The following is a 20,982-nucleotide window of genomic DNA, read 5'->3' on the forward strand; positions in this document are numbered from 1 at the left end:
GGCCTAGGCGTCGATGCCGAGCTGCTTGCGAAGCCGCGCGACGTGCCCCGTGGCCTTCACGTTGTACTGCGCGAGGGCGATCTCGCCATCCTCATCGATCACGAACGTCGATCGCAGGACGCCCTCGATCTTCTTGCCGTAGTTCATCTTCTCGCCCCATGCGCCATAGGCGAGGTGCACGGCGTGGTCGGGGTCGCTGAGGAGAGTGAACGTGAGTCCGTCGCGCTCGCGGAACTCGCGCAGCTTCGCCGGCTCGTCGCGCGAGACGCCGACGACGCGGTATCCCGCTCCCTGCAGGGAGGAGATGCTGTCGCGGAAGTCGCAGGCCTGGGTCGTGCAGCCGGGCGTCATCGCCGCGGGGTAGAAGTACAGCACGACCTTCTCACCGCGCAGATCCGCCAGGCGAACGGTCTCGCCGTCCTGGTCGAGCAGAGCGAAGTCGGGGGCGGGGTTTCCGGATTCCAGGCGCACAGTCACGCCCTCAGCCTATCGGCCGGGAGCCTGATCCGCCTTGTCGGCGAACGTCTGCAGCAGGCGCTGCAACGAATCCAGTCGGGCCAGTTCGCTCGGGCCCAGCTCACCGCGCTGCGCAGCCTCGATCAGGGCGCAGTCCGGCGCGTCCGCGAGGTGCGTGCAGCCCCGCGGGCAGTTCTCGGCGATCACCGCGAGCTCGGTGAACGCCGCGAGGATGTTCGCCGGGTCGACGTGTCCGAGGCCGAACGATCGGACCCCGGGGGTGTCGATCACCCAGCCCGACCCGTCGGCACCCTCGTAGCGCAGGGAGACCGTCGACGACGAGGTGTGGCGTCCTCGCCCTGTGACCTGGTTGACATGTCCCGTCGCGCGAAGCGCGGTCGGCACCAGGGCGTTCACGAGGGTCGACTTGCCCACACCGGAGTGACCGACGAACACGGTCGAGTGCCCCACGAGCGCCGCCCCGATCTCGTCGACGGGCATCTCGGCGCGCGCGCTGGTGAAGACGCGCAGGTCGAGACCGTCGAAATGCGACAGGACGGCGGTCGGATCGGCCAGGTCGGTCTTGGTCACGACGAGCAGGGGGCGGATGCCGGCATCCAGCGCCGCGACGAGGTAGCGGTCGACCAGGCGGGCGCGGGGCTCCGGATCGGCGGCGGCGACGACGACGAGCATCTGGTCGGCGTTGGCGACGATCACCCGTTCCACCTGGTCGGTGTCGTCCGCGCTGCGGCGCAGCAGCGAGGTGCGCTCGACGATCCCGACGATGCGGCCCAGGGTGCCCTCCTCGCCGGAGGTGTCGCCGACGACGCGCGCCCGGTCTCCCGTGACGATCGGCGTACGGCGCAGCTCGCGCGCTCGCGCGGCGGTGATCGTGCGCTCCTCCGGGCCGTCCTCGTCGAGCATCACGGAGTAGCGCCCGCGATCGACGCCGAGCACGCGACCGGTCAGTGCGTCCTCGTGGGCCGGGCGGCGCTTGGTGCGCGGACGGTTCGCCTTCGGGTTCGGCCGGCTGCGGATGCTGCTCTCGTCGTAGTCCTCGTAGTCGTCTTCGAGGTCGTCGGCGTCGTCGAGCCAGCTCACGCGGATGCGCCTCGCAGCATGCGCTCCCACAGCATCGTGAACTCGGGGAGGGTCTTCGTGGTCGTGCCGATGTCGTCGATCTCCACGCCGGGGACCCGGAGTCCGATCAGCGCGCCCGTCGTCGCCATGCGGTGGTCGTGGTACGCCTTCCAGGTGCCGCCGTGCAGAGGGCGCGGGATGATCCGCAGGCCGTCGGGGAGCTCCTCGGCCTCGCCGCCGAGAGCTCGCAGGTTCGCGACGAGCGCGGCGATGCGATCCGTCTCGTGCAGGCGGATGTGGCCGATGCCGCGGATCGTGGTCGGACCGGAGGCGAAGGCTGCGAGGCCGACGAGGGTGGGGGTGAGCTCGCTCGCCGCCGACAGGTCGAGGTCGAGTCCGCGGATCTCGGCGCCGGCCTTGACGGTCATCGTTCCGCTGTGGCGTCCGACGTGGGCGCCGAGAGCCTGGAGGATCTCCGGCAGCAGTGCGCCCGGCTGCGTCGAATGCACGGGCCAGCCGGGCACGGAGACCGTGCCGCCCGTGACGAGTGCGGCGCCGAGGAACGGCGCGGCGTTCGACAGATCGGGCTCGATCGCGATCTCCTTGGCCCGGGGCACTCCCGCCTCGACGAGCCATTCGCCGTGCGCGGGGCGTTCGATGCGGATGCCACGGCGACTGAGCGCCTCGATGGTCATGTCGATGTGCGGGAGGCTCGGCAGGTGCTCGCCGGTGTGCACGAGGTGGAGGCCCACGTCGAAACGCGGGGCCGCGAGCAGCAGCCCGGAGACGAACTGGCTCGAGGCGGAGGCGTCGATCTCGACACGTCCGCCCATGATGCGTCCGTGTCCGCGGATCGTGAACGGCAGGGCCCAGGTGCCCTCGTCGTCGATGTCGACGCCGAGGTCGCGGAGCGCCGTGATGAGCCCTCCCATGGGGCGGTGCAGGGCGGTCTCGTGCGCCGTCAGATGCACGTCGTGAGCGGCGAGTCCCGCGAGCGGCGCGATGAAGCGCATCACGGTGCCGGCCTGACCGCAGTCGACCGTGGTGCCGCCGACGAGCTTGGCGGGGGTGACGACGAGGTCGGGGCCGAACTCTCCTGAGCCCTCGACCTCTTCGATGTCGACGCCGAGAGCGCGCAGCGCATCGACCATGCGTCGGGAGTCGTCGGAGTGCAGCGGCGCGACGAGTCGGCCGGGGCCGTCGGCGATCGCGGCGATGATCAGCTCACGGTTCGTGAGCGACTTCGACCCGGGGATCGTCACGGTGGCGTGCACGGCGTCGGAGACGGTCGGGGCCGGGTAGGCGCCGCGGACCGGGGCGGGGGAATACCTGTCAGCGCTCATCGGTTCCCACTTTAGTAAAGACGAGTCGCCGCCCGACCGAACGGCGCGATCTCGAGACCGGAAGAGAGAGCATGCTCGCCACGCTTGAGCGCGAATCCGTGCGCCTCAGCGGCCTAGACTGGCCGGTGATGGATGACACCGCACCCGCAAGCACGGTCAGCGACCCTCGACGGGAGTTCGAGGAGCAGGCGCTCCCGTTCATGGATCAGCTGTACGCCGCAGCCATGCGCATGACCCGCAACCCCGCCGACGCCGCCGACCTCGTGCAGGAGACGTTCGTGAAGGCGTACGGCTCCTGGTCGACGTTCGCGCAGGGCACGAACCTCAAGGCGTGGCTCTATCGGATCCTCACCAACACGTACATCAACATCTATCGCAAGAAGCAGCGCGAGCCTTTCCAGGGCACGATCGACGAGCTGGAGGACTGGCAGCTCGGCGGTGCGGAGTCCACGACCGCCTCCCACAGCCGCTCGGCCGAGGCCGAGGCGATCGACCACATGCCGGCATCCGTCGTGAAGGACGCACTGCAGGCCGTACCGGAGGACTTCCGGCTGGCGGTGTACCTCGCGGACGTCGAGGGCTTCGCCTACCAGGAGATCGCCGACATCATGAAGACGCCCATCGGCACCGTGATGAGCCGACTGCATCGAGGCAGGCGGATGCTGCGGGAGCTGCTGGCTGACTACGCCGCGGAGCGGGGAATCTCCGCGGCCGACACGAGGAGCAGGAAATGAGCGACTGCGGCTGCGACAAGGCCCGTCAGGATCTGGAGGAGTACCTCCGCAACGAGGTCTGCAAGACCGGGCACTCCGAGATCCGCGAGCATCTCGAGAACTGCCCCTCCTGCCGGGACGAGGCGCTCGTCGCGAAGACCCTCACCGAGGTCGTCGCCCGCGCGTGCAAGGAGACGGCGCCGGAGGAGCTGCGCGACCAGGTGTTCGCCCGACTCCGCGAGGTCCAGGCCGCGCAGCACTGAGGGCTCCCCGCACGCACGGCGACGTCCGCGCCCACCCGTAGGGTGGTCTCATGACGCACATCGACGCACGCGACATCTCCGCCGACCCTGCATCCGCCGATCGTCTGTCGGCCGACGGTCTCGACTATCGCATCGTCGACACTGCGGATGCCGTGGAGTCCGAGGCCTTCCAGCGTGCCGTCTCACGAGGTTTCCTCGGCGCGGAGCAGACCGCTGAGGCGCTCGCGTTCGGGAACGAGACGTTCACGTCGCGCCGCAACATCGGCGTGTTCGACGCGGCGGTGACCGACGGGCGCCCCGTGGCGACCGTCGACTCCTGGGTCACGCCGCTGACCCTGCCCGGCGGCGAGATCCCCATGTGGGCGATCAGCGGGGTCACGGTCTCCGCGACGCATCGTCGCCGCGGGATCGCTCGTGCCCTGCTGGAGGGCGAGTTGCGCGCCGCCGCGAACGCCGGCGTCCCCGTGGCGGGGCTCACGGTCTCGGAGGCGACGATCTACGGCCGTTACGGCTTTGGTCCGGCGGTCCCCGTCGCCCGGGTCAGCGTCGACACCCGACGCGCGGGATGGGCCGCGCCGGCCGCCCCTGGGCGTCTCGAGTACATCGACCGCGAGACTCTCGCGACGGAGCTCGGCGCCGTGCACGAGCGCGCGCGTCGCAGCCGGCCGGGACAGATCCCGGGGTGGACGGCCCGATGGGAGCAGATGGCAGGTCTCGCTCCCGCCGACACCGACCGCGATCGCGTACGCGGCGTGCGCTACCGCGACGCGGCGGGCGAGGTGCGCGGTGCGATCGCCTACACGCTCGCCGAGGGGACGGGGACGTCGGCGTGGCGGCACACGCTCAAGATCCGCCTGCTCGTCGGCGAGACCCCGGAGGCGACGGCCGCGCTGTGGCGGTTCGCCCTGCAGCACGACCTCGTCGACGGGGTCGAGGCGGATCTGCGTCCTCTCGACGACTCCTTGCCGTGGCTCGTCCACGACCAGCGCGGGGTGACCCAGACCGTGCACGACCACGGATGGCTGCGCATCCTCGACGTCGCGGCCGCGCTGAGGGCACGGCGCTACACGACGGCGCTCGACGTCGTGCTCCGGGTAACAGATCCGCTCGGATTCGCCGCCGGGGACTGGCGTCTTCAGATCGACGCCTCCGGCACGGCAGAGGTCGAGGCGGTCGACGCACGGACTCCGGACGTCGAGCTCGACGTGTCGGCGTTGTCGGCGATCTACGCGGGCGGGGTGCGCGCGTCATCCCTCTTCGGAGCCGGGCGGATCACCGCTTCGGCGGAGACGGTCGAGGCGCTGGACCGCGCATTCGTCAGTGTGCCCGCTCCCGCGCTCGACATCTGGTACTGAGGACATCCGGTACTGAGACCGACCGAGAGCAGAGGTCGTACGACGAAGGGCCCCGATTCTCGTGATCGGGGCCCTTCGTCGTATGCATCTCTCTCGGTCAGTTCAGCGTGAGAGCCTGGCGGATGAGCGTCGCCTGCTCGGCAGCGTGCACCTTCGATGAACCGGTCGCCGGTGAGGCCGACGCCGACCGTGCGATCGGCCGGAATGTGCGGTCACCCGGGACGTCGGCGAAGGCGAGCGCGAGGAACGGCCAGGCACCCTGGTTCTCCGGCTCCTCCTGCACCCACACGATCTCGGCGTTCGGGTACGAGTCGGTGATGGCCTTGAGCGCGTCGATGGGAGTCGGGTACAGCTGCTCCATGCGCACCAGCGCGATCTCGGGGTTCGGGTTCTTCTCGAGCTCCGAGCGGAGATCCCAGTGGACCTTGCCCGAGTGCACGAGCACGCGCTTGACGGCGGTGCGGTCGAGACCGCGGTCGTCGTCGATCACGGGCTCGAACCGGCCCTGCGTGAAGGCCTCGACCGGGCTCGTGGCACCGCGCAGACGCAGCATGGCCTTCGGGGTGAAGACGATGAGCGGCTTGCGCGGGCGCGCGTAGGCCTGTCGGCGGAGCAGGTGGAAGTATGACGCCGGGGTCGATGGGCGCGCGACGATCATGTTGTCCTGCGCGCACAGCTGCAGGAACCGCTCGATGCGCGACGACGAGTGATCGGGTCCCTGGCCCTCGTAGCCGTGGGGGAGCAGCAGCGTGACGCTCGACTGCTGGCCCCACTTCTGCTCGGCGGCGGAGATGTACTCGTCGATCACCGACTGGGCGCCGTTCACGAAGTCGCCGAACTGCGCCTCCCAGAGCACGAGGGCCTCGGGGGCCTCGACGGAGTAGCCGTACTCGAAGCCCAGCGCCGCGTACTCGCTCAGGAGCGAGTCGTACACGAAGAAGCGACCCTGCGACTCGGAGAGGTTCGACAGCGGCAGCCACTCCTGGCCGTTCGCACGGTCGTGCAGGGTCGCGTGGCGCTGCACGAAGGTGCCGCGTCGCGAGTCCTGACCGGCGAGTCGCACGGGTGTGCCCTCGACGAGCAGCGAGCCGAACGCGAGCAGCTCGCCGAAGCCCCAGTCGATGTTGCCGTTGCGGCTCATGTCGAGGCGCTTCTCGAGCTGCTGCTGCAGCTTGGAGTGCACCGTGAAGCCTTCCGGCTTGTTGACGAAGGCGTCACCGATGAGCTGGATGACCTCGGTCGGGACCCCTGTGACGTCGGGCTCGCCGAGCTGCTCGTCGACGGCCGGAGCATCCTGCGCGATCGGGGTCGCGCCGGTCTCGGCGGCGTGCGTCTCGGCGAAGGCGATCTCCAGACGGTTCTGGAAGTCGGCCTTGGCCTCGTCGTACTCCTCCTCGGTGATGTCGCCGCGACCCACGAGCGACTCGGTGTAGAGCTTGCGCACCGAGCGCTTCGCCTGGATCAGGTCGGTCATGAGCGGCTGCGTCATCGAGGGGTCGTCGCCCTCGTTGTGTCCGCGGCGGCGGTAGCAGACGAGGTCGATCACGACGTCGCGGTGGAAGCGCTCGCGGTACTCGAAGGCGAGCTGCGCGACGTGGATCACGGCCTCGGGGTCGTCGCCGTTCACGTGCAGCACCGGCGCCTGGATCGTCTTCGCGACGTCGGTGGCGTACACCGAGGTGCGGGAGTCGTTCGGCAGCGTCGTGAAGCCGACCTGGTTGTTGACGACGATGTGGATCGTGCCACCCGTGCGATAGCCGCGCAGCTGCGACATCTGCAGCGTCTCGACCACGACGCCCTGACCGGCGAACGCGGCGTCGCCGTGCACGAGGATCGGGAGCCACGTGAAGGTGCCGATGGGCTTGCGGTCCTGCTTGGCGCGGACGATGCCCTCGAGCACGCCGTCGACGGTCTCGAGGTGCGACGGGTTCGCGGCGAGGTACACCGGGAGCTCGGAGTCGTCGTCGGCGACGAAGGTGCCCTGCGTGCCCAGGTGGTACTTCACGTCGCCCGACCCGCGCTGGTTGCCCGGGGTCTGGAGGCCCTCGAACTCCTGGAACACCTGTCCGTAGGTCTTTCCCGCGATGTTCGTGAGCACATTCAGGCGGCCGCGGTGGGCCATGCCGATCGCCGCGCCCTCGAGCCCGGACGTCGCCGCGCCCTGCAGGATCTCGTCGAGCAGCGGGACGAGCGACTCGCCGCCCTCGAGGGAGAAGCGCTTCTGGCCGACGAACTTCGTCTGCAGGAAGGTCTCGAACGCCTCGGCCTCGTTGAGCTTGCGGAGGACCCGCAGCTGCTCGTCGTGGCCCGGCTTCTGGTACTTGACCTCGACCTTCTCCTGGAACCAGCGGCGCTGCTCCGGATCCTGGATGTGCATGTACTCGATGCCGAGCGTGCGGCAGTACGAGTCGCGCAGGACGCCGAGGATGTCGCGGAGCTTCGCGATGCGCCGCCCGCCGAACCCGCCAGTGACGAACTCGCGGTCGAGGTCCCAGAAGGTGAGGCCGTGGCTCTCGATCTCCAGGTCGGGGTGCGACCGCTGCACGTACTCGAGCGGGTCGATGTCGGCCATGAGGTGTCCGCGCACGCGGTAGGAGTTGATGAGCTCCTGCACGCGGGACTGCTTGTCGACGCGCTCGGCGAGGTCGACCGCGATGTCGGGGTTCCACCGGATCGGCGCGTAGGGGATGCGCAGTGCGGCGAAGATGTCGTCGTAGAAGCCGCGCTGCCCGATGAGCAGCTCGTGCACCTTCTTCAGGAACTCGCCGGACCCGGCGCCCTGGATCACGCGGTGGTCGTACGTGCTCGTGAGCGTGATCGTCTTGCCGATCGCGAGCTCGTTGAGGGTCTTGCCGCTCGCGCCCTGGAACTCGGCGGGGTACTCGAGGGCGCCGGCGCCGATGATGCAGCCCTGGCCCTTCATCAGGCGCGGCACGGAGTGCACGGTGCCGATGCCGCCGGGGTTGGTCAGCGAGACGGTGGTGCCCTGGAAGTCGGCGGCCGTGAGCTTGTTGTTCCTGGCGCGCGTGACGAGATCCTCGTAGGCCACGAGGTACTCGGAGAAGGTCATGGTGTCGGCGCGCTTGATGCTGGGCACCATGAGCGCACGGGTGCCGTCGGGCTTGGGCAGATCGATCGCGATGCCGAGGTTGACGTGCGCAGGCGCCACGACCGACGGCTTGCCGTCGATCTCGGCATAGAACACGTTCTGGCTGCGGAACTCGTCGAGCGTGCGGATGAGGGCCCAGCCGATCAGGTGCGTGAAGCTGATCTTGCCGCCGCGCGTGCGCGCCATGTGGTTGTTGATGACGATGCGGTTGTCGATCATCAGCTTCGCCGGGATCGTGCGAACGCTCGTCGCGGTCGGGACGGTGAGCGACTCGTCCATGTTCGCCGCGAGGGTCTTGGGCAGTCCGCGCAGCGGGGTGACCTTGTCCTCCTCGGCCGCCTCCTCCGCCTCCTTGGCCGCGGGCTTCGGCGCCTGCGCGGGGATCGGAGCCGCGACGGCGGGCTTGGCGGTCGTGCGGGCCACGGGCTGTGCGCCGATCACGGGGATCGGAGCGGTCACAGGATGCGCGGCGGACGGCTCGGCGGCAGGTGCGGCGGGCGTCGTGCCCGACCCGGTCTCGGAGTGGTACTTCTCGAGGATCGGCCACCACTCCTTGTCGACGGAGTCGCGGTTCACCTTGAACTGCTCGTAGAGCTCTTCCACGAGCCAGGAATTGGCTCCGAACCCCCCGTCGCCGCTGACGCCGGTCACCTGGTTCGACACGCTCGATCGCCCTCTTTCATCACTGAATTCCACGTGTGCGCATCAGGACGTCAGGATGCGTCCGGGCCCGCACACTCTCGACCATCAAGCCTAACGTGTTTCGACCGGCAATCGTCCAGGCCGGGCACCTCCGTCGCCGGGATCTCGGTACCGTGGAGACATGGAGTTCATCGGCGCATCGCCCACAGTGGATCTCACCTACTCGGACGTGTTCCTCGTGCCGCGACGATCGGCCGTCACGAGCCGGCTCGAGGTCGATCTCGCGCCGCAGGACGGCACACCCGCGACTCTGCCCCTCGTCGCGTCGAACATGAACTCCGTGACGGGTCCGCGCCTGGCGGCGGTCCTCGCGCGCCGCGGCGGCCTGGGCGTGCTCCCGCAGGACATGCCGTTGCAGGATCTCGACGCCGCGATCCGCGAGGTCAAGGCGCAGCCGGTGCTCTGGGACACGCCGGTGGTGCTGGCACCGCAGGCCTCGGTGGCCGACGCGCTGCGCCTGTTCCCGGCGGCTCCGGGGCACGGGATCGTCGTGGCGACCGGGACGGCGCCGTACGACGTCGACCGCATCCTCGGCGTGCTCCCGGCCACGCGTCTCGCCACCGCGCTGCCCGACGCGCAGCTCGGCGACCTGGTGCACACCGGCACGCCCGCCATCGACGCCGACGACATCGGGTCGGGACGTCACGCCTTCGATGTGATCACCGACGCGGGTGTCGAGACCGTCACCGTCGTGCACCACGGGCACCTGGTGGGCACCCTCAGCGCGCGCAGCGCCCTGCGGTCCACGCTGTACGGCCCGGCTCTCGACGCCGACGGTCGGCTCGCGGTCGCGGCGGCGGTCGGCATCAACGGCGACGTCGCCGCCAAGGCGAAGGCCCTCGCCGCTGCGGGCGTCGACGTCCTCGTGGTCGACACCGCGCACGGACATCAGGAGGGGATGCTGGGCGCGTTGCGCGCCGTCGCAGGCCTCGGCCTCGGCATCCCGATCGTCGCGGGCAACATCGTCACGGCCGACGGCGTGCACGACCTCGTCGCGGCCGGCGCGTCGATCCTCAAGGTCGGCGTGGGCCCTGGCGCGATGTGCACGACGCGCATGATGACCGCCGTCGGACGCCCGCAGTTCTCGGCGGTCCTCGAGACCGCGGAGGCGGCGCGCTCGCTCGGAGCGCACGTGTGGGCGGACGGGGGAGTGCGGTATCCGCGCGACGTCGCGCTCGCGCTCGCCGCAGGCGCGGCATCCGTCATGATCGGTTCCTGGTTCGCCGGCACGATCGAGGCCCCGGGCGAGCTGCAGTCCGATCCCGACGGCCGTATCTACAAGGAGTCCTGGGGCATGGCGTCGACCAAGGCCGTGCAGGCGCGCTTCGGTCGTCTCGACGCGTACGAGCGTGCACGCAAGGAGCTGTTCGCGGAGGGGATCTCCTCGTCGAAGATCTACCTCGATCCGCTGCGTCCCGGCGTGGAGGACCTGCTCGACATGATCACGTCGGGCGTGCGGTCCTCGTTCACGTACGCGGGCGCCGCCTCCGTGCCCGAGTTCCATGACCGCGCTCGTGTGGGCCTGCAATCAGCAGCCGGGTACGAGGAGGGCAAGGCGCTTCCCGTCAGCTGGTGACCGCCGGGGGCGCGGTGCGATCCCGTATGATTTTCTCACCATGGACGACCCTCCCAGTTGCAGTACATCGCCCCACCGCCCGCCTCTCCGCTGTGAGGGGTCACTCTGATGGACTTCATCCTGCTGGGCGTGGGGCTCCTGCTCACGATCGGCACCGGTCTGTTCGTCGCGAGTGAGTTCGCTCTGGTCAATCTCGACCGTGCCGAGGTCGAGGCGCGGCAGGCGCGGGGCGAATCCCGGCTCTCGATCACCATCAGCGCGCTGCGGCACACCTCGACGCATCTGTCGTCGGCGCAGCTCGGCATCACGCTGACCACCCTCCTCACGGGCTACACGATGGAGCCCGCGCTCTCGAACATGCTCCGCCCCACGCTCGTCGCCTGGCATTTCCCGGAGGCCGTCATCGCGCCGCTCGCGACCGTCGTCGCGATGCTCGTCGCGACCGCGCTGTCGATGATCCTCGGCGAGCTCGTGCCCAAGAACTTCGCCCTGGCGCTGCCGCTCGCGACCGCGAAGCTCGTCGTCCCGTTCCAGGTCGCCTTCACGACGGTGTTCAAGCCCGCCGTCGTCGTGCTCAACGGCTCGGCCAACGGCGTGCTGCGCAGCATGGGCGTCGAGCCCAAGGAGGAGCTCTCCGGCGCGCGCACCGCCGAGGAGCTGTCGTCGCTGGTCCGTCGCTCGGCGATGGCCGGTGTGCTGGAGGCCGACACCGCCACCCTGCTCGACCGCACCCTGACGTTCTCGCGCCTCTCCGCGGCCGACGTCATGACGGCCCGTCCGAGCATGCACGCGATCGCGGCGAGCGACTCCGCCGACGAGGTGCTCCAGCTCGCCCGACGCACGGGCCACAGCCGTTTCCCCGTGTACGGCGACGATCTCGACGACATCACGGGTGTCGTGCACCTCAAGGCGGCGATCTCGGTGCCGCGCGAGCGTCGAGCGGAGGTGCCGGCGGGCGCGCTCGCGACCGAGCCGCTGCGGGTTCCCGAGACCGCGCACGTCGACAGCATGATCGCCGAGCTGCGGGCGCGCGGCTACCAGCTCGCGGTCGTCGTCGACGAGTACGGAGGGACCGCCGGGCTCGTGACCCTCGAGGACCTGGTCGAGGAGATCGTCGGCGAGGTGTCCGATGAGCACGACCGCACCAGGGCCGGTGTTGTCGTCGGGCGCGACGGCATCACCTTCCCGGGTGAGCTCCGACCCGACGAGCTGCGTCGCCGGGCCGGCGTCGACGTGCCCGAGGGCGACGTGTACGACACGGTCGGCGGATTCGTCATGAGCGTGCTCGAGCGCGTTCCCGCCGCGGGCGACGAGGTGCCGCTCGACTCCGGCACACTGCAGGTCGTGAGGATGGACGGGAGGCGGGTCGACCGCATCCGCTTCGTGCCCGGCCCCGAGATCGCGGACGGGGAGGAGACCCGATGAACGATTGGGCAGGACTCGCCTGGCTGGTCGTGCTGCTGGTCGCCAACGCGTTCTTCGTCGGCGCCGAGTTCGCAGTGATCTCCGCGCGCCGGTCGCAGATCGAGCCCCGTGCCGATCAGGGCTCCCGTGCGGCCAAGACCGCGCTGTACGCCATGGAGCATGCGACGCTCATGCTCGCGACCTCGCAGCTCGGCATCACGATCTGCTCGCTGCTGATCCTCAACGTGTCGGAGCCGGCGATCCACCACCTCCTCGCGGCGCCGCTGCACGCGATCGGATGGTCGGATGCCGTGGTCGACGTGGTGTCGTTCACGTTCGCACTGCTGATCGTGTCGTTCCTGCATGTGGTGTTCGGCGAGATGGTGCCGAAGAACCTCGCGTTCTCGGTTCCGGACCGTGCCGTGCTGCTGCTCGCCCCGCCGCTCGTCTGGGTGTCGAAGGCGTTCATGCCGGTGATCTGGGTGCTCAACGCGGCGGCGAACGGCGTGCTCCGGTTGTTCCGCGTCGAACCGAAGAACGAGGCCGCATCGACGTTCACGCTGGGTGAGGTCGCGACCATCGTCGACCAGTCCCGCCGCGAGGGCGTGCTCATGGATGCCGCGGGCGCCGTGGCCGCCGCGGTCGAGTTCACCGACAAGAAGGCGCGCGACGTCGCGGTGCCGCTGAGCGATCTCGTGACGCTGCCGCAGACGACGACGCCGGACGACATCGAGAAGGCCGTCGCCCGCTACGGCTTCTCGCGCTATGTGATCGTCGACGAGGAGGGCGTGCCCGTGGGCTACGTGCACCTCAAGGACATCCTGCGTGCGTCCGACGGCCCCGACGCCGAGGCCAGGCTCTTCGAGCCGTTGCCCACCAAGCGCATCCATCACATGGTGCCGGTGCAGGAGCAGACCGACCTCGAGGACGCGCTCGCTGTGATGCGCCGCGCCGGACGCCACCTCGCGAAGGTGCGCGACGCCGAGGGACGGACCACGGCCGTGCTCTTCCTGGAGGACATCCTCGAGGAGCTCGTCGGAGAGGTGCAGGACGCGACGCGTCGCGTGCGCGGCCACTGACCGGGCGACGCGAGGCCCTCCGGATCATCGATCCGGAGGGCCTCGTCGTGCAGGGCGGCGCTCAGCGCCAGCGTGCGCGGTCGTACTGCGGCGGCCACACGATCTCGGCGCCGAGCTCGTGCGCCGCGCGCAGGGCGAAGTGCGGATCGCGGAGCCACTCCCGGCCCGCGAAGATCGCGTCCGCCGCTCCGTCGACGAGCACCTGCTCTGCCTGCGCCGCCGCGGTGATGAGTCCGACGGCCGTGACGGGGATGCGGCCGCCCTGGCGCACCCCTTCGGCCAGCGACACCTGGTAGCCGGGGAAGACGCTGATGCGCTGGTGCGCGACGAGCCCGCCCGACGACACGTCGATGAGGTCGGCGCCGTGCGCACTCGCCCAGCCGCTCACGGTCTCCGCTTCCTCCGGCGTGAAGCCGCCGTCGGCGTGGTCGGTCGCCGAGATGCGCACGAACACGGGAACGTCGTCGTCGACGGCGGCGCGCACGGCATCGACGACGCGGAGCAGCAGGCGGGCCCGGTTCTCGAGAGAGCCGCCGTACTCGTCGTCGCGGAGGTTCGACAACGGCGAGAGGAACTGGTGCAGCAGGTAGCCGTGTGCGGCATGGATCTCGAGCACGTCGAAACCCGCCTCGGTCGACCGGCGCGCCGCGGCTGCGAACGCCTCGACCACGGCGTCGATGCCGTCCGCGTCGAGGGCGACGGGTTCGGCGTATCCGTCGAACCCGATCGCCGACGGTGCGAACGTGCGCCATCCGCCCTCGGCCGACGGGACGCTGCCCCGCTGCTCGGCCCAGGGCCACCAGGTCGACGCCTTGCGACCGGCGTGCGCGAGCTGGATGCCCGCGGCGGCACCGCGATCGTGGATCGCCTTCACGATCGGCGCCCAGGCGTCGCGCTGCTCGTCGGTCCAGATGCCCGCGTCGCGCGGAGAGATGCGGCCGTCGGCGACGACCGCCGTCGCCTCGGCGATGACGAGACCGGCGCCACCGGAGGCGAACTGCGCCAGATGCGTATGATGCCAGTCCTGCACGACGCCGTCGACGGCGCTGTACATGCACATGGGGGACACCCACAGGCGGTTGCGGACGGTGACGGATCGGATCTGCAGCGGGGAGAAGAGTGTGCTCACCCGTCCACGTTACGGCGCTGAGAAGCACCGTGGGCCGTGCGGGCGCGGGCTGTGGAGAGGGCTAACGTGGAGCCATGCCCTCCGCCGCCTCCGCGTGGTCACGCGCCGACACCGCGCGTTTCGTGCGCGTCCCCGGCCATGACGACGACAAGTACTCGCGCGGGGTCGTCGGGCTGCGCACCGGGTCGACCGCCTACCCGGGGGCGGCCGTGCTCGGCGTGGAGGCCGCGTGGCGCACCGGTGCGGGATTCGTGCGCTACATCGGACCGGGTCGTGCGGCCGATGCCGTGCTCGCGCGGCGCCCCGAGACGGTCGTGAGCGCCACGGTCGGCGGAGCCCGCGTGGGCGCCTGGGTCATCGGATCGGGCACGGACGCCGCGCACCGCGGACCCGAGGATGCGGCCGAGGTGAGGGACGTCCTCACCGGCGACGCGCCCGTGATCGTCGATGCGGGAGCCCTCGACCTCGCCGCGGACGAGGCCCTGTCGGAGAACGGCGTGAGAGCACCGCTGCTGCTCACGCCGCATCGGCGCGAGTTCGATCGCCTGCGCCGACACCTCGGTCTGGCGGCGCTCGACGATCGGGAGCAGGCAGCGATCCGGATGGCCGAGGCCGTCGACGCCGTGGTGCTGCTCAAGGGTGCACGGGCGATCATCGCCGCCCCCGACGGCGCCGTGATCGCGGTCGAGGCGGGCACCCCCTGGCTCTCGACCGCGGGGACGGGCGACGTGCTCGGGGGAGTGCTCGGTGCGATCGTGGCCGCCAACCCCGACGCTCGCCTGATCGAGGCGGCCGCAGCCGGAGCATGGCTGCACGGTGCGGCAGCCAGGCACGCTGCCGGCCTCGACGAGGGCGACGGTGCACCCGGCCGACCGATCGTCGCCCTGGACGTGGCGGAGTCGCTGCCCCATGTGGTCGCAGGGCTCCTCCGGTGATCGCACGTCGACACGCGACCCGCCTCGTACTCCTGTGGAGCGCGTTCCTCGCCGTGCACGCCCTCACGGCGGCGACCGGATGGATCTACCCGAGCCAGCCGATGGGCGACGTCGTGCTCGTGTACGAGCCGTGGTCGACGGCCGCCCTCACCGGTGGACCGATCGTCGGCATCACCGAGACCTGGGTCTACCCGCAGCTCGCGCTGGCGCCCATGCTCGCGACGAAGATCCTGTCCGCGCCGCTCGTACCCGTGCTCGGCGTCGCGGGGGCGTATCTGGTCGCATGGGCGGTCCTCGTCACGGCTCTCGACGCTGTCGCCTTCGCATTCCTGCTCGGGCGACGCCCGGCGACGGGCCATCGCGCCGCCGGATGGTTCTGGATCGCCGCGCTCCTGCTGCTCGGACCCATCGCGATGTACCGGATCGACGCGGTCACCGTGCCGATCGCGATCGTCGGAGGCCTGTGGCTCCTGCGTCGCCCTGCGGTCGCGGCGGCGTTGTTGACGATCGGCGCATGGATCAAGATCTGGCCCGGCGCGCTGCTCCTGGCAGCCCTCGTCGCTGCACGGACCAGGATGCGGATGCTGATCACGGCCGCCGCGGTGACGGCCGGCATCGTCGTCGTGCTGTTCGTCCTGGGCGCCGACGACGAGATCCTCGGCTTCCTCACCGAGCAGACCGGTCGCGGCCTGCAGATCGAAGCCGTCGCGGCGACGCCGTTCCTCTGGCTCGCCGTCGTGGGTGCCGCGCGCATCGAGTACAGCTTCGACATCCTCACGTTCCAGATCGCCGCTCCGGGCGCGGACGCGGTCGGCGCGATCCTGACCCCGCTCATGGTGCTCGTCGCCGTGGTCCTCGTCGCGGTCGGCGCACGCAAGACCATGCGGGGCGCCGCCGTCGCCCGGTTGTTCCCGCCGCTCGCGATGTCGCTGGTGGTCACGCTCATCGCACTCAACAAGGTCGGCTCGCCGCAGTTCCAGAGCTGGCTGATCGTGCCGGCGCTCCTGTGGATCGTGATGGATCGCACGAGGGCCGCGGCCCCTGCTCTGCTCGTCCTGGCGCTGTGCGCCCTGACCTGCCTCGTCTATCCGCTGAACTACGACGCGCTGCTGCGGGCCGAGGCGCTGCCCGTCGTCATCCTCTCGGTGCGCAACGCCCTGCTCGTGGTGCTGCTCGCCGTCGGCATCCGCGCTCTCGCGCGAGTGCCCGTCTCCGCATCGAACACGAACAGGGAGTGACCCCATGCTGATCGCCTTCTCCGTCGCACCGAGCGGTGTACCCGCCGACGGTTCCGAACGCAGCGACGCCTCGGTGCACGACGCGGTCGCCGCGGCCGTCCGCGTGGTCCGCGAATCCGGACTCGCCCACCGCACGACGAGCATGTTCACCGAGATCGAGGGGCCCGACTGGGACACGGTCATGGACGTCGTGAAGCGTGCGACCGAGGCGGTCATGCCGTTCGGCTCACGCGTGTCGCTCGTGCTCAAGGCCGACATCCGCCCCGGGTACTCCGGAGAGCTCGACGCCAAGATCGAGCGGCTCGAGGCGGCGATCGACGACGCGGAAGACCGCTAAGCTGAACCGGTGAATCCCTCGACTGAATCGAGGGGTGCGGCGAAGTGGGCGCTCCTCTCTCTCGCCATAGGCAGTTTCGGCATCGGCATGACCGAGTTCGTCGTGATGGGCCTGCTGCCCAACATCGCCGAAGAGCTCCTGCCCGCCGTGTGGGCCTCCAGCCAGGAGGACGCGCTGAGCCAGGCCGGGTGGCTGATCTCGCTGTATGCGCTCGGCGTCGTCGTCGGCGCACCGACCATCGCCGGTTTCGTGGCGCGCTTCCCGCGTCACCGGGTCATCATCGGCCTCGCGATCGCCCTCACGGTGTTCAACGCGCTCACGGTCGTGCTGCCCACGTTCGAGTTGGTCGGCGTCTCGCGATTCCTCGCGGGGCTGCCGCACGGCGCGTACTTCGGCATCGGCGCGCTGATCGCCGCCGACGTCATGGGACCGGGCAAGAGGGCCAAGGGCGTCGCCTTCATCCTCACGGGTCTCACGGTCGCCAACGTCGTGGGTGTGCCGCTCGGCACGTTCCTCGGGCAGGTCTGGGGATGGCGCGCGGCGTTCGCCGTGGTGGCCCTGGTGTTCACCCTCGCCACGGTGTGCGTCGTGCTGTTCGTGCCCGAGCATCCGGGATCGCCCGGTCGCACGATGCGACAGGAGCTCGGCGTCTTCCGCATCCCCCAGGTGTGGTTCACGCTCGGCGTCGGCGCGATCGGCTTCGGCGGGTTCTTCGCGGTCTACAGCTACATCGCCCCGCTCGTGACCGAGGTCGCGGCCTCTCCGGAGTGGGTCGCGCCGATCGTGCTCGTGATCATGGGCATCGGGATGACGGTCGGCAACCTCGTCGGAGGTCATCTCGCCGACCTGGATCTGCGGCGGACTCTGCTCTACGGGTTGGCGGCGATGGGCGTCGTGTACGCGCTGCTCGCCGTGTTCGCCTTCTGGATCGTCTCCCTCGCGCTGCTCGTGTTCGTCGTCGGCTTCGTGTCGTCGGTGCTGAGCCCCACCATCCAGACACGTCTGATGGACGTCGCGGGCGACAACCAGTCGATCGCCGCGGCGATGAACCACTCCGCGTTGAACATCGGCAACAGCCTCGGCGCCTTCCTCGGCGGCGCGGTGATCGCTGCGGGGTGGGGGTTCACAGCGCCGTCCTGGACCGGTGTCGCGCTCGCGGCAGCCGGTCTGCTGATCGCCCTCGTGTCGTACCGCGTGGAGGCCCGGCGTCCCGCGCTGGTCGACTGAACCCGCACTCTCGGCGCGCGCGAGCGGTGCACGGGCGCGCCTAGAGTGAGGGGATGAGCGCCGCCGCCGAGCCCGACCTCCCCGTCGCGGGCACCGTGGTGCTGCTGCGCCCGGGAGCCTCCGGCATCGAGGTGCTGCTCATGCGACGTCCCGGGCGGGGATTGTTCGCGGACGCGTGGGTGTTCCCCGGCGGCAAGGTCGAGGACTCCGATCGCCAGGAGGGCGCGACGGAGCAGGACGACGCACGTCGCGCCGCCATCAGGGAGACCCGCGAGGAGGTGGGGCTGGAGATCGACGACGCGATCGTGCTGTCCCGCTGGCAGCCGCCCGCGGAGGCTCCCGTGCGCATCCGCACCTGGTTCTTCCTGGCGGCAGCACCCGAGGGCGAGCTCGTGCCGTCCGCGGGCGAAGTCGTCGCGACGTCCTGGGTCACGCCCGCGGACGCTCTGGCACGCCACGCCACGGGGGAGTGGGTGCTGTTCCCTCCGACCTGGGTCACCCTGCAGCAGTTGGGCGCACCGGCATCCGTGGACTCGGCTCTCGCCGCGGCCGGAGTGGCGAGGTACTTCGCGACGCGTGTGCACGAGACCCCGCAGGGCACGGTCTTCGACTGGGACGATCTGCGCCTCGAGACCGGCGCGCTGCCCTGGAGACTCGTCGAGCGCTGAGCCCTACGCGGTGTCGCGGCCCTGACGTGATCAGGACGCGAGCAGACGGCGCAGGTGCCGGCCGACAGCCTCGGTCTCGATCAGGAACCCGTCGTGCCCGAAGTCGCTGGCGAGCACGACCGCTTCGGGCCCGTCGAGCGTGTCGGCGATGCCGTGGGCGATGCGGTGCTGCCCCTCGACGGGGAACAGGCGGTCGGTGTCGATGCCCAGCACGAGCGTGCGCGCCGTGACGAGACCCAGCGCCTGCTCGACGCCCCCGCGATCCCGGCCCACGTCGTGCGAGTTCATGGCCTCGACGAGCGTCACGTAGCTGTTCGCGTCGAAACGGCGGGTGAACTTGTTGCCGTGGAAGTCGAGGTACGACTCGACCGCGAACCGGCCGCCGTGCCCCAACGGCGAGACGTCCGACTGCCACGACCTCTGGAACCGCTGGTTGAGCTCGATCGGGCTGCGGTAGTTCAGCAGCGCCATGCGGCGCGCGAGCGCGAGGCCGCGGTGCGGCCCGTCTCCGTCGGCGAGGTCGTAGTACTCTCCGCCCTGATACCTCGGGTCCATGCGGATCGTCTCGAGCTGCACGGTGTTCAGTGCGATCTGGTCGGCCGTGGTCACCGGGGGCGACGACAGCACGGCGAGGCGCTCGACGCGGTCGGGATGCTCCACGCCCCATTCGAGAGCGTGCATGCCTCCCATGGAGCCGCCGATCACGGCCGCCCAGGAGTCGATGCCCAGCGCGTCGGCGAGACGCACCTGGGCCGCCACCTGGTCGCGGATCGTGAGATACGGGAATCGCGACGCCCATTCGTAGCCGTTCGGCGCGATGCTGGCCGGACCCGTCGAGCCCTGGCATCCGCCGAGCATGTTGGGGGCGATCACGAACCAGCGATCCGTGTCGAGCGGTGCACCCGGCCCGACGATCTCCTCCCACCAGCCGGCGGTCGGGTGGCCGGCACCCGCCTCGCCGCGCACGTGGCTGTCTCCCGTGAGGGCGTGCAGCACGAGGATCGCATTGTCGCGGGCGGCGTTCAGCTCGCCCCACGACTCGAACGCGAGCCGGATGCCGGGGAGCTCGGCGCCGCTCTCGGTGGTGAAGGCTCCGAATGCGGCGAAACGCCGCCCGCCGAGGTGGTCGCCGTCGCGCCACGCCCCCGTGGCCGGCGGTCGGGCGCGCAGCAGCCGCACATCGGCCTCCGTCACGGGAGCCGACGGCACCGTGTCCTCCGACGTCGTCTGCCAGTCCATGCATCCATTCTCGCGTGAGCGGCGCGACGGATGCCGAACGTTACGGAGTCCGGGAGAGTCGCTCAGAGACCGAACCGCGTGACGGTGGCGAGGTGGTCGCTGTTGCCCGCGCGCATGGTCGTCGAGGACTCGACGTCGAGACCGCGGGCGAACACGTGGTCGATGCGTGTGAGCGGCATCGCCGCGGGCCAGGTGAGGCCGAGCGTCGCATCGGTCGGGCGCACCCAGTCGAGCTGTCGGCGCAGTGCGTCGAGCGCAGGATCGGCCGAGGCTGCGTTGAAGTCGCCGACCACCACGACCGACTCCGCGGGGTCGGCGGCCACGGTGTCGGCGATGCCGGAGAGCATGGTGTCGCGGCCCTGCTGATGACCGGGGCGCACGGATGCCGCATGCAGCACGTACACCGCGACCTCGGCCTCGGGGGCCTGCACCGTGACGCGCATCGCGCGCTTCCAGTCGAGTCCGAGAGTGAGGGCTTCCGCCTGGCCGATCGGGTACCGGCTCCACACCCCGACCGTGCCGACTGCGTACGAGTGCGGATACCGTGACGCGAGAGCCTCCCGTGCGGCCGCCAGACTCTCGCCGTCCAGCTCGGTGAGGGCGATCACGTCCGCCGAGGTCGCGGCGAGCTCGAGCGCTGAGGCCGCTGCCCCGCCCGATTGCGCGCGCACGTTCTGGCTGACGATCTCGATCGCGGGGGAGCCCGCCGGCGCCGCAGCCGCGAACCCGGGAGCCGACGGCAGCATCGCGAGAGCCCACACGAGCACGGGCGCGAGGAGGAGCAGCAGCACTCGTCGTGCGCTGACGACGGCGATCACGAGAAGCACGGCGAGGGCGAGACCGATCCACGGCAGGAGGACGGATGCCGCGGTGCCGACGATCCCGGGAATCCATGCGCCCACGATCACGACCAGCAGGACGAGCGCCGCCAGGGCGATGGCACGTGCGGTCGCCGAGCGGCGTGCGCGGGGCGGTCGTGTCCGCGACGGCGGAGGGGGTGCGGCGACGGTCATCGGGTCTCCTCGTGAGCGGATCCCATTCTCGTCGGGGCGGCTGTGGGTCGGCCGAGCGCGGGTCGTCGGTGAACGAGGAAGCGCCCCGGGCGGACCCGGGGCGCTTCCGACGGCGG

General features: G+C 70.5%; 18 protein-coding genes. 11 read left to right on the forward strand and 7 right to left on the reverse strand.

What is annotated here, in order from left to right:
* Window positions 1-3: 3 nt before the first annotated feature.
* The 3 genes from bcp to aroA are packed head-to-tail and all read right to left on the reverse strand — an operon-like array spanning window position 4 to window position 2,879.
* Window positions 4-477, reverse strand: a complete 474-nt coding sequence (bcp, locus tag ACIPYT_RS10720; RefSeq protein ID WP_401073519.1) for a thioredoxin-dependent thiol peroxidase — start codon at window positions 475-477, stop codon at window positions 4-6.
* A gap of 9 nt (window positions 478-486) precedes the next feature.
* Window positions 487-1,557 carry a ribosome small subunit-dependent GTPase A gene (gene rsgA / locus ACIPYT_RS10725; RefSeq protein ID WP_401073521.1) on the reverse strand — a complete coding sequence of 357 codons (1,071 nt, stop codon included), beginning with the start codon at window positions 1,555-1,557 and terminating at the stop codon, window positions 487-489.
* Window positions 1,554-2,879, reverse strand: a complete 1,326-nt coding sequence (gene aroA, locus ACIPYT_RS10730) for a 3-phosphoshikimate 1-carboxyvinyltransferase (RefSeq protein ID WP_401073524.1) — start codon at window positions 2,877-2,879, stop codon at window positions 1,554-1,556. The genes rsgA and aroA overlap by 4 nt, the downstream gene beginning before the upstream one ends.
* Before the next feature lie 71 nt (window positions 2,880-2,950).
* Here aroA and ACIPYT_RS10735 point away from each other — a divergent pair, with 71 nt between their 5' ends.
* Genes ACIPYT_RS10735 through ACIPYT_RS10745 form a run of 3 tightly spaced genes read left to right on the forward strand, consistent with a single transcriptional unit; the run spans window position 2,951 to window position 5,210 of the window.
* Window positions 2,951-3,613: a sigma-70 family RNA polymerase sigma factor gene (locus ACIPYT_RS10735; RefSeq protein WP_401073526.1), complete on the forward strand. Its 663-nt coding sequence runs from the start codon at window positions 2,951-2,953 to the stop codon at window positions 3,611-3,613.
* Window positions 3,610-3,855 carry a zf-HC2 domain-containing protein gene (locus ACIPYT_RS10740; protein WP_401073529.1) on the forward strand — a complete coding sequence of 82 codons (246 nt, stop codon included), beginning with the start codon at window positions 3,610-3,612 and terminating at the stop codon, window positions 3,853-3,855. Before ACIPYT_RS10735 ends, ACIPYT_RS10740 begins: the two co-directional genes overlap by 4 nt.
* A gap of 50 nt (window positions 3,856-3,905) precedes the next feature.
* The gene (locus ACIPYT_RS10745; RefSeq protein ID WP_401073532.1) at window positions 3,906-5,210 is read left to right on the forward strand and encodes a GNAT family N-acetyltransferase; all 1,305 of its coding nucleotides are present in this window, start codon (window positions 3,906-3,908) and stop codon (window positions 5,208-5,210) included.
* A gap of 97 nt (window positions 5,211-5,307) precedes the next feature.
* Here the strand turns inward: ACIPYT_RS10745 and ACIPYT_RS10750 are convergent, their stop codons facing one another.
* Complete coding sequence (locus ACIPYT_RS10750; RefSeq protein WP_401073535.1) at window positions 5,308-8,982, reverse strand: multifunctional oxoglutarate decarboxylase/oxoglutarate dehydrogenase thiamine pyrophosphate-binding subunit/dihydrolipoyllysine-residue succinyltransferase subunit; 3,675 nt, start codon at window positions 8,980-8,982, stop codon at window positions 5,308-5,310.
* 160 nt (window positions 8,983-9,142) lie between these two features.
* On the opposite strand from ACIPYT_RS10750, the gene ACIPYT_RS10755 reads away from it, so the two are divergent.
* From ACIPYT_RS10755 to ACIPYT_RS10765, 3 genes are all read left to right on the forward strand, one after another.
* A complete protein-coding gene (locus ACIPYT_RS10755) occupies window positions 9,143-10,597 on the forward strand; it encodes a GuaB1 family IMP dehydrogenase-related protein (RefSeq protein ID WP_401073538.1) in 1,455 nt (484 codons plus the stop codon).
* Between the two features lie 108 nt (window positions 10,598-10,705).
* Window positions 10,706-12,022, forward strand: coding sequence for a hemolysin family protein (locus ACIPYT_RS10760; RefSeq protein ID WP_401073540.1), 1,317 nt, complete (start codon window positions 10,706-10,708; stop codon window positions 12,020-12,022).
* Window positions 12,019-13,080, forward strand: coding sequence for a hemolysin family protein (locus ACIPYT_RS10765; protein WP_401073542.1), 1,062 nt, complete (start codon window positions 12,019-12,021; stop codon window positions 13,078-13,080). The genes ACIPYT_RS10760 and ACIPYT_RS10765 overlap by 4 nt, the downstream gene beginning before the upstream one ends.
* 61 nt (window positions 13,081-13,141) lie before the next feature.
* Here ACIPYT_RS10765 and ACIPYT_RS10770 read toward each other — a convergent pair whose 3' ends face one another.
* Window positions 13,142-14,209 (reverse strand): NADH:flavin oxidoreductase/NADH oxidase, encoded by a 1,068-nt coding sequence (locus ACIPYT_RS10770; protein ID WP_401073545.1) that lies wholly within the window; start codon window positions 14,207-14,209, stop codon window positions 13,142-13,144.
* Between the two features lie 74 nt (window positions 14,210-14,283).
* On the opposite strand from ACIPYT_RS10770, the gene ACIPYT_RS10775 reads away from it, so the two are divergent.
* Genes ACIPYT_RS10775 through ACIPYT_RS10795 form a run of 5 tightly spaced genes read left to right on the forward strand, consistent with a single transcriptional unit; the run spans window position 14,284 to window position 18,614 of the window.
* Window positions 14,284-15,144 carry an NAD(P)H-hydrate dehydratase gene (locus tag ACIPYT_RS10775; protein WP_401073547.1) on the forward strand — a complete coding sequence of 287 codons (861 nt, stop codon included), beginning with the start codon at window positions 14,284-14,286 and terminating at the stop codon, window positions 15,142-15,144.
* Window positions 15,141-16,382: a hypothetical protein gene (locus ACIPYT_RS10780; protein ID WP_401073550.1), complete on the forward strand. Its 1,242-nt coding sequence runs from the start codon at window positions 15,141-15,143 to the stop codon at window positions 16,380-16,382. Before ACIPYT_RS10775 ends, ACIPYT_RS10780 begins: the two co-directional genes overlap by 4 nt.
* Before the next feature lie 4 nt (window positions 16,383-16,386).
* Window positions 16,387-16,719 (forward strand): MTH1187 family thiamine-binding protein, encoded by a 333-nt coding sequence (locus tag ACIPYT_RS10785; protein WP_401073553.1) that lies wholly within the window; start codon window positions 16,387-16,389, stop codon window positions 16,717-16,719.
* A gap of 9 nt (window positions 16,720-16,728) precedes the next feature.
* Window positions 16,729-17,946, forward strand: a complete 1,218-nt coding sequence (locus ACIPYT_RS10790) for an MFS transporter (protein ID WP_401073555.1) — start codon at window positions 16,729-16,731, stop codon at window positions 17,944-17,946.
* A gap of 53 nt (window positions 17,947-17,999) precedes the next feature.
* Window positions 18,000-18,614, forward strand: a complete 615-nt coding sequence (locus ACIPYT_RS10795) for an NUDIX hydrolase (protein ID WP_401073558.1) — start codon at window positions 18,000-18,002, stop codon at window positions 18,612-18,614.
* A 30-nt stretch (window positions 18,615-18,644) separates the two neighbouring features.
* On the opposite strand, the gene ACIPYT_RS10800 is transcribed toward ACIPYT_RS10795, so the two are convergent.
* Together ACIPYT_RS10800 and ACIPYT_RS10805 are read right to left on the reverse strand one after the other, a co-directional pair.
* Window positions 18,645-19,853 (reverse strand): homoserine O-acetyltransferase, encoded by a 1,209-nt coding sequence (locus ACIPYT_RS10800; protein WP_401073561.1) that lies wholly within the window; start codon window positions 19,851-19,853, stop codon window positions 18,645-18,647.
* Between the two features lie 62 nt (window positions 19,854-19,915).
* A complete protein-coding gene (locus ACIPYT_RS10805; protein ID WP_401073564.1) occupies window positions 19,916-20,866 on the reverse strand; it encodes an endonuclease/exonuclease/phosphatase family protein in 951 nt (316 codons plus the stop codon).
* Window positions 20,867-20,982 lie beyond the last annotated feature (116 nt).

The organism is Microbacterium sp. NPDC089695, from assembly GCF_044749085.1.
Taxonomy (GTDB): domain Bacteria; phylum Actinomycetota; class Actinomycetes; order Actinomycetales; family Microbacteriaceae; genus Microbacterium.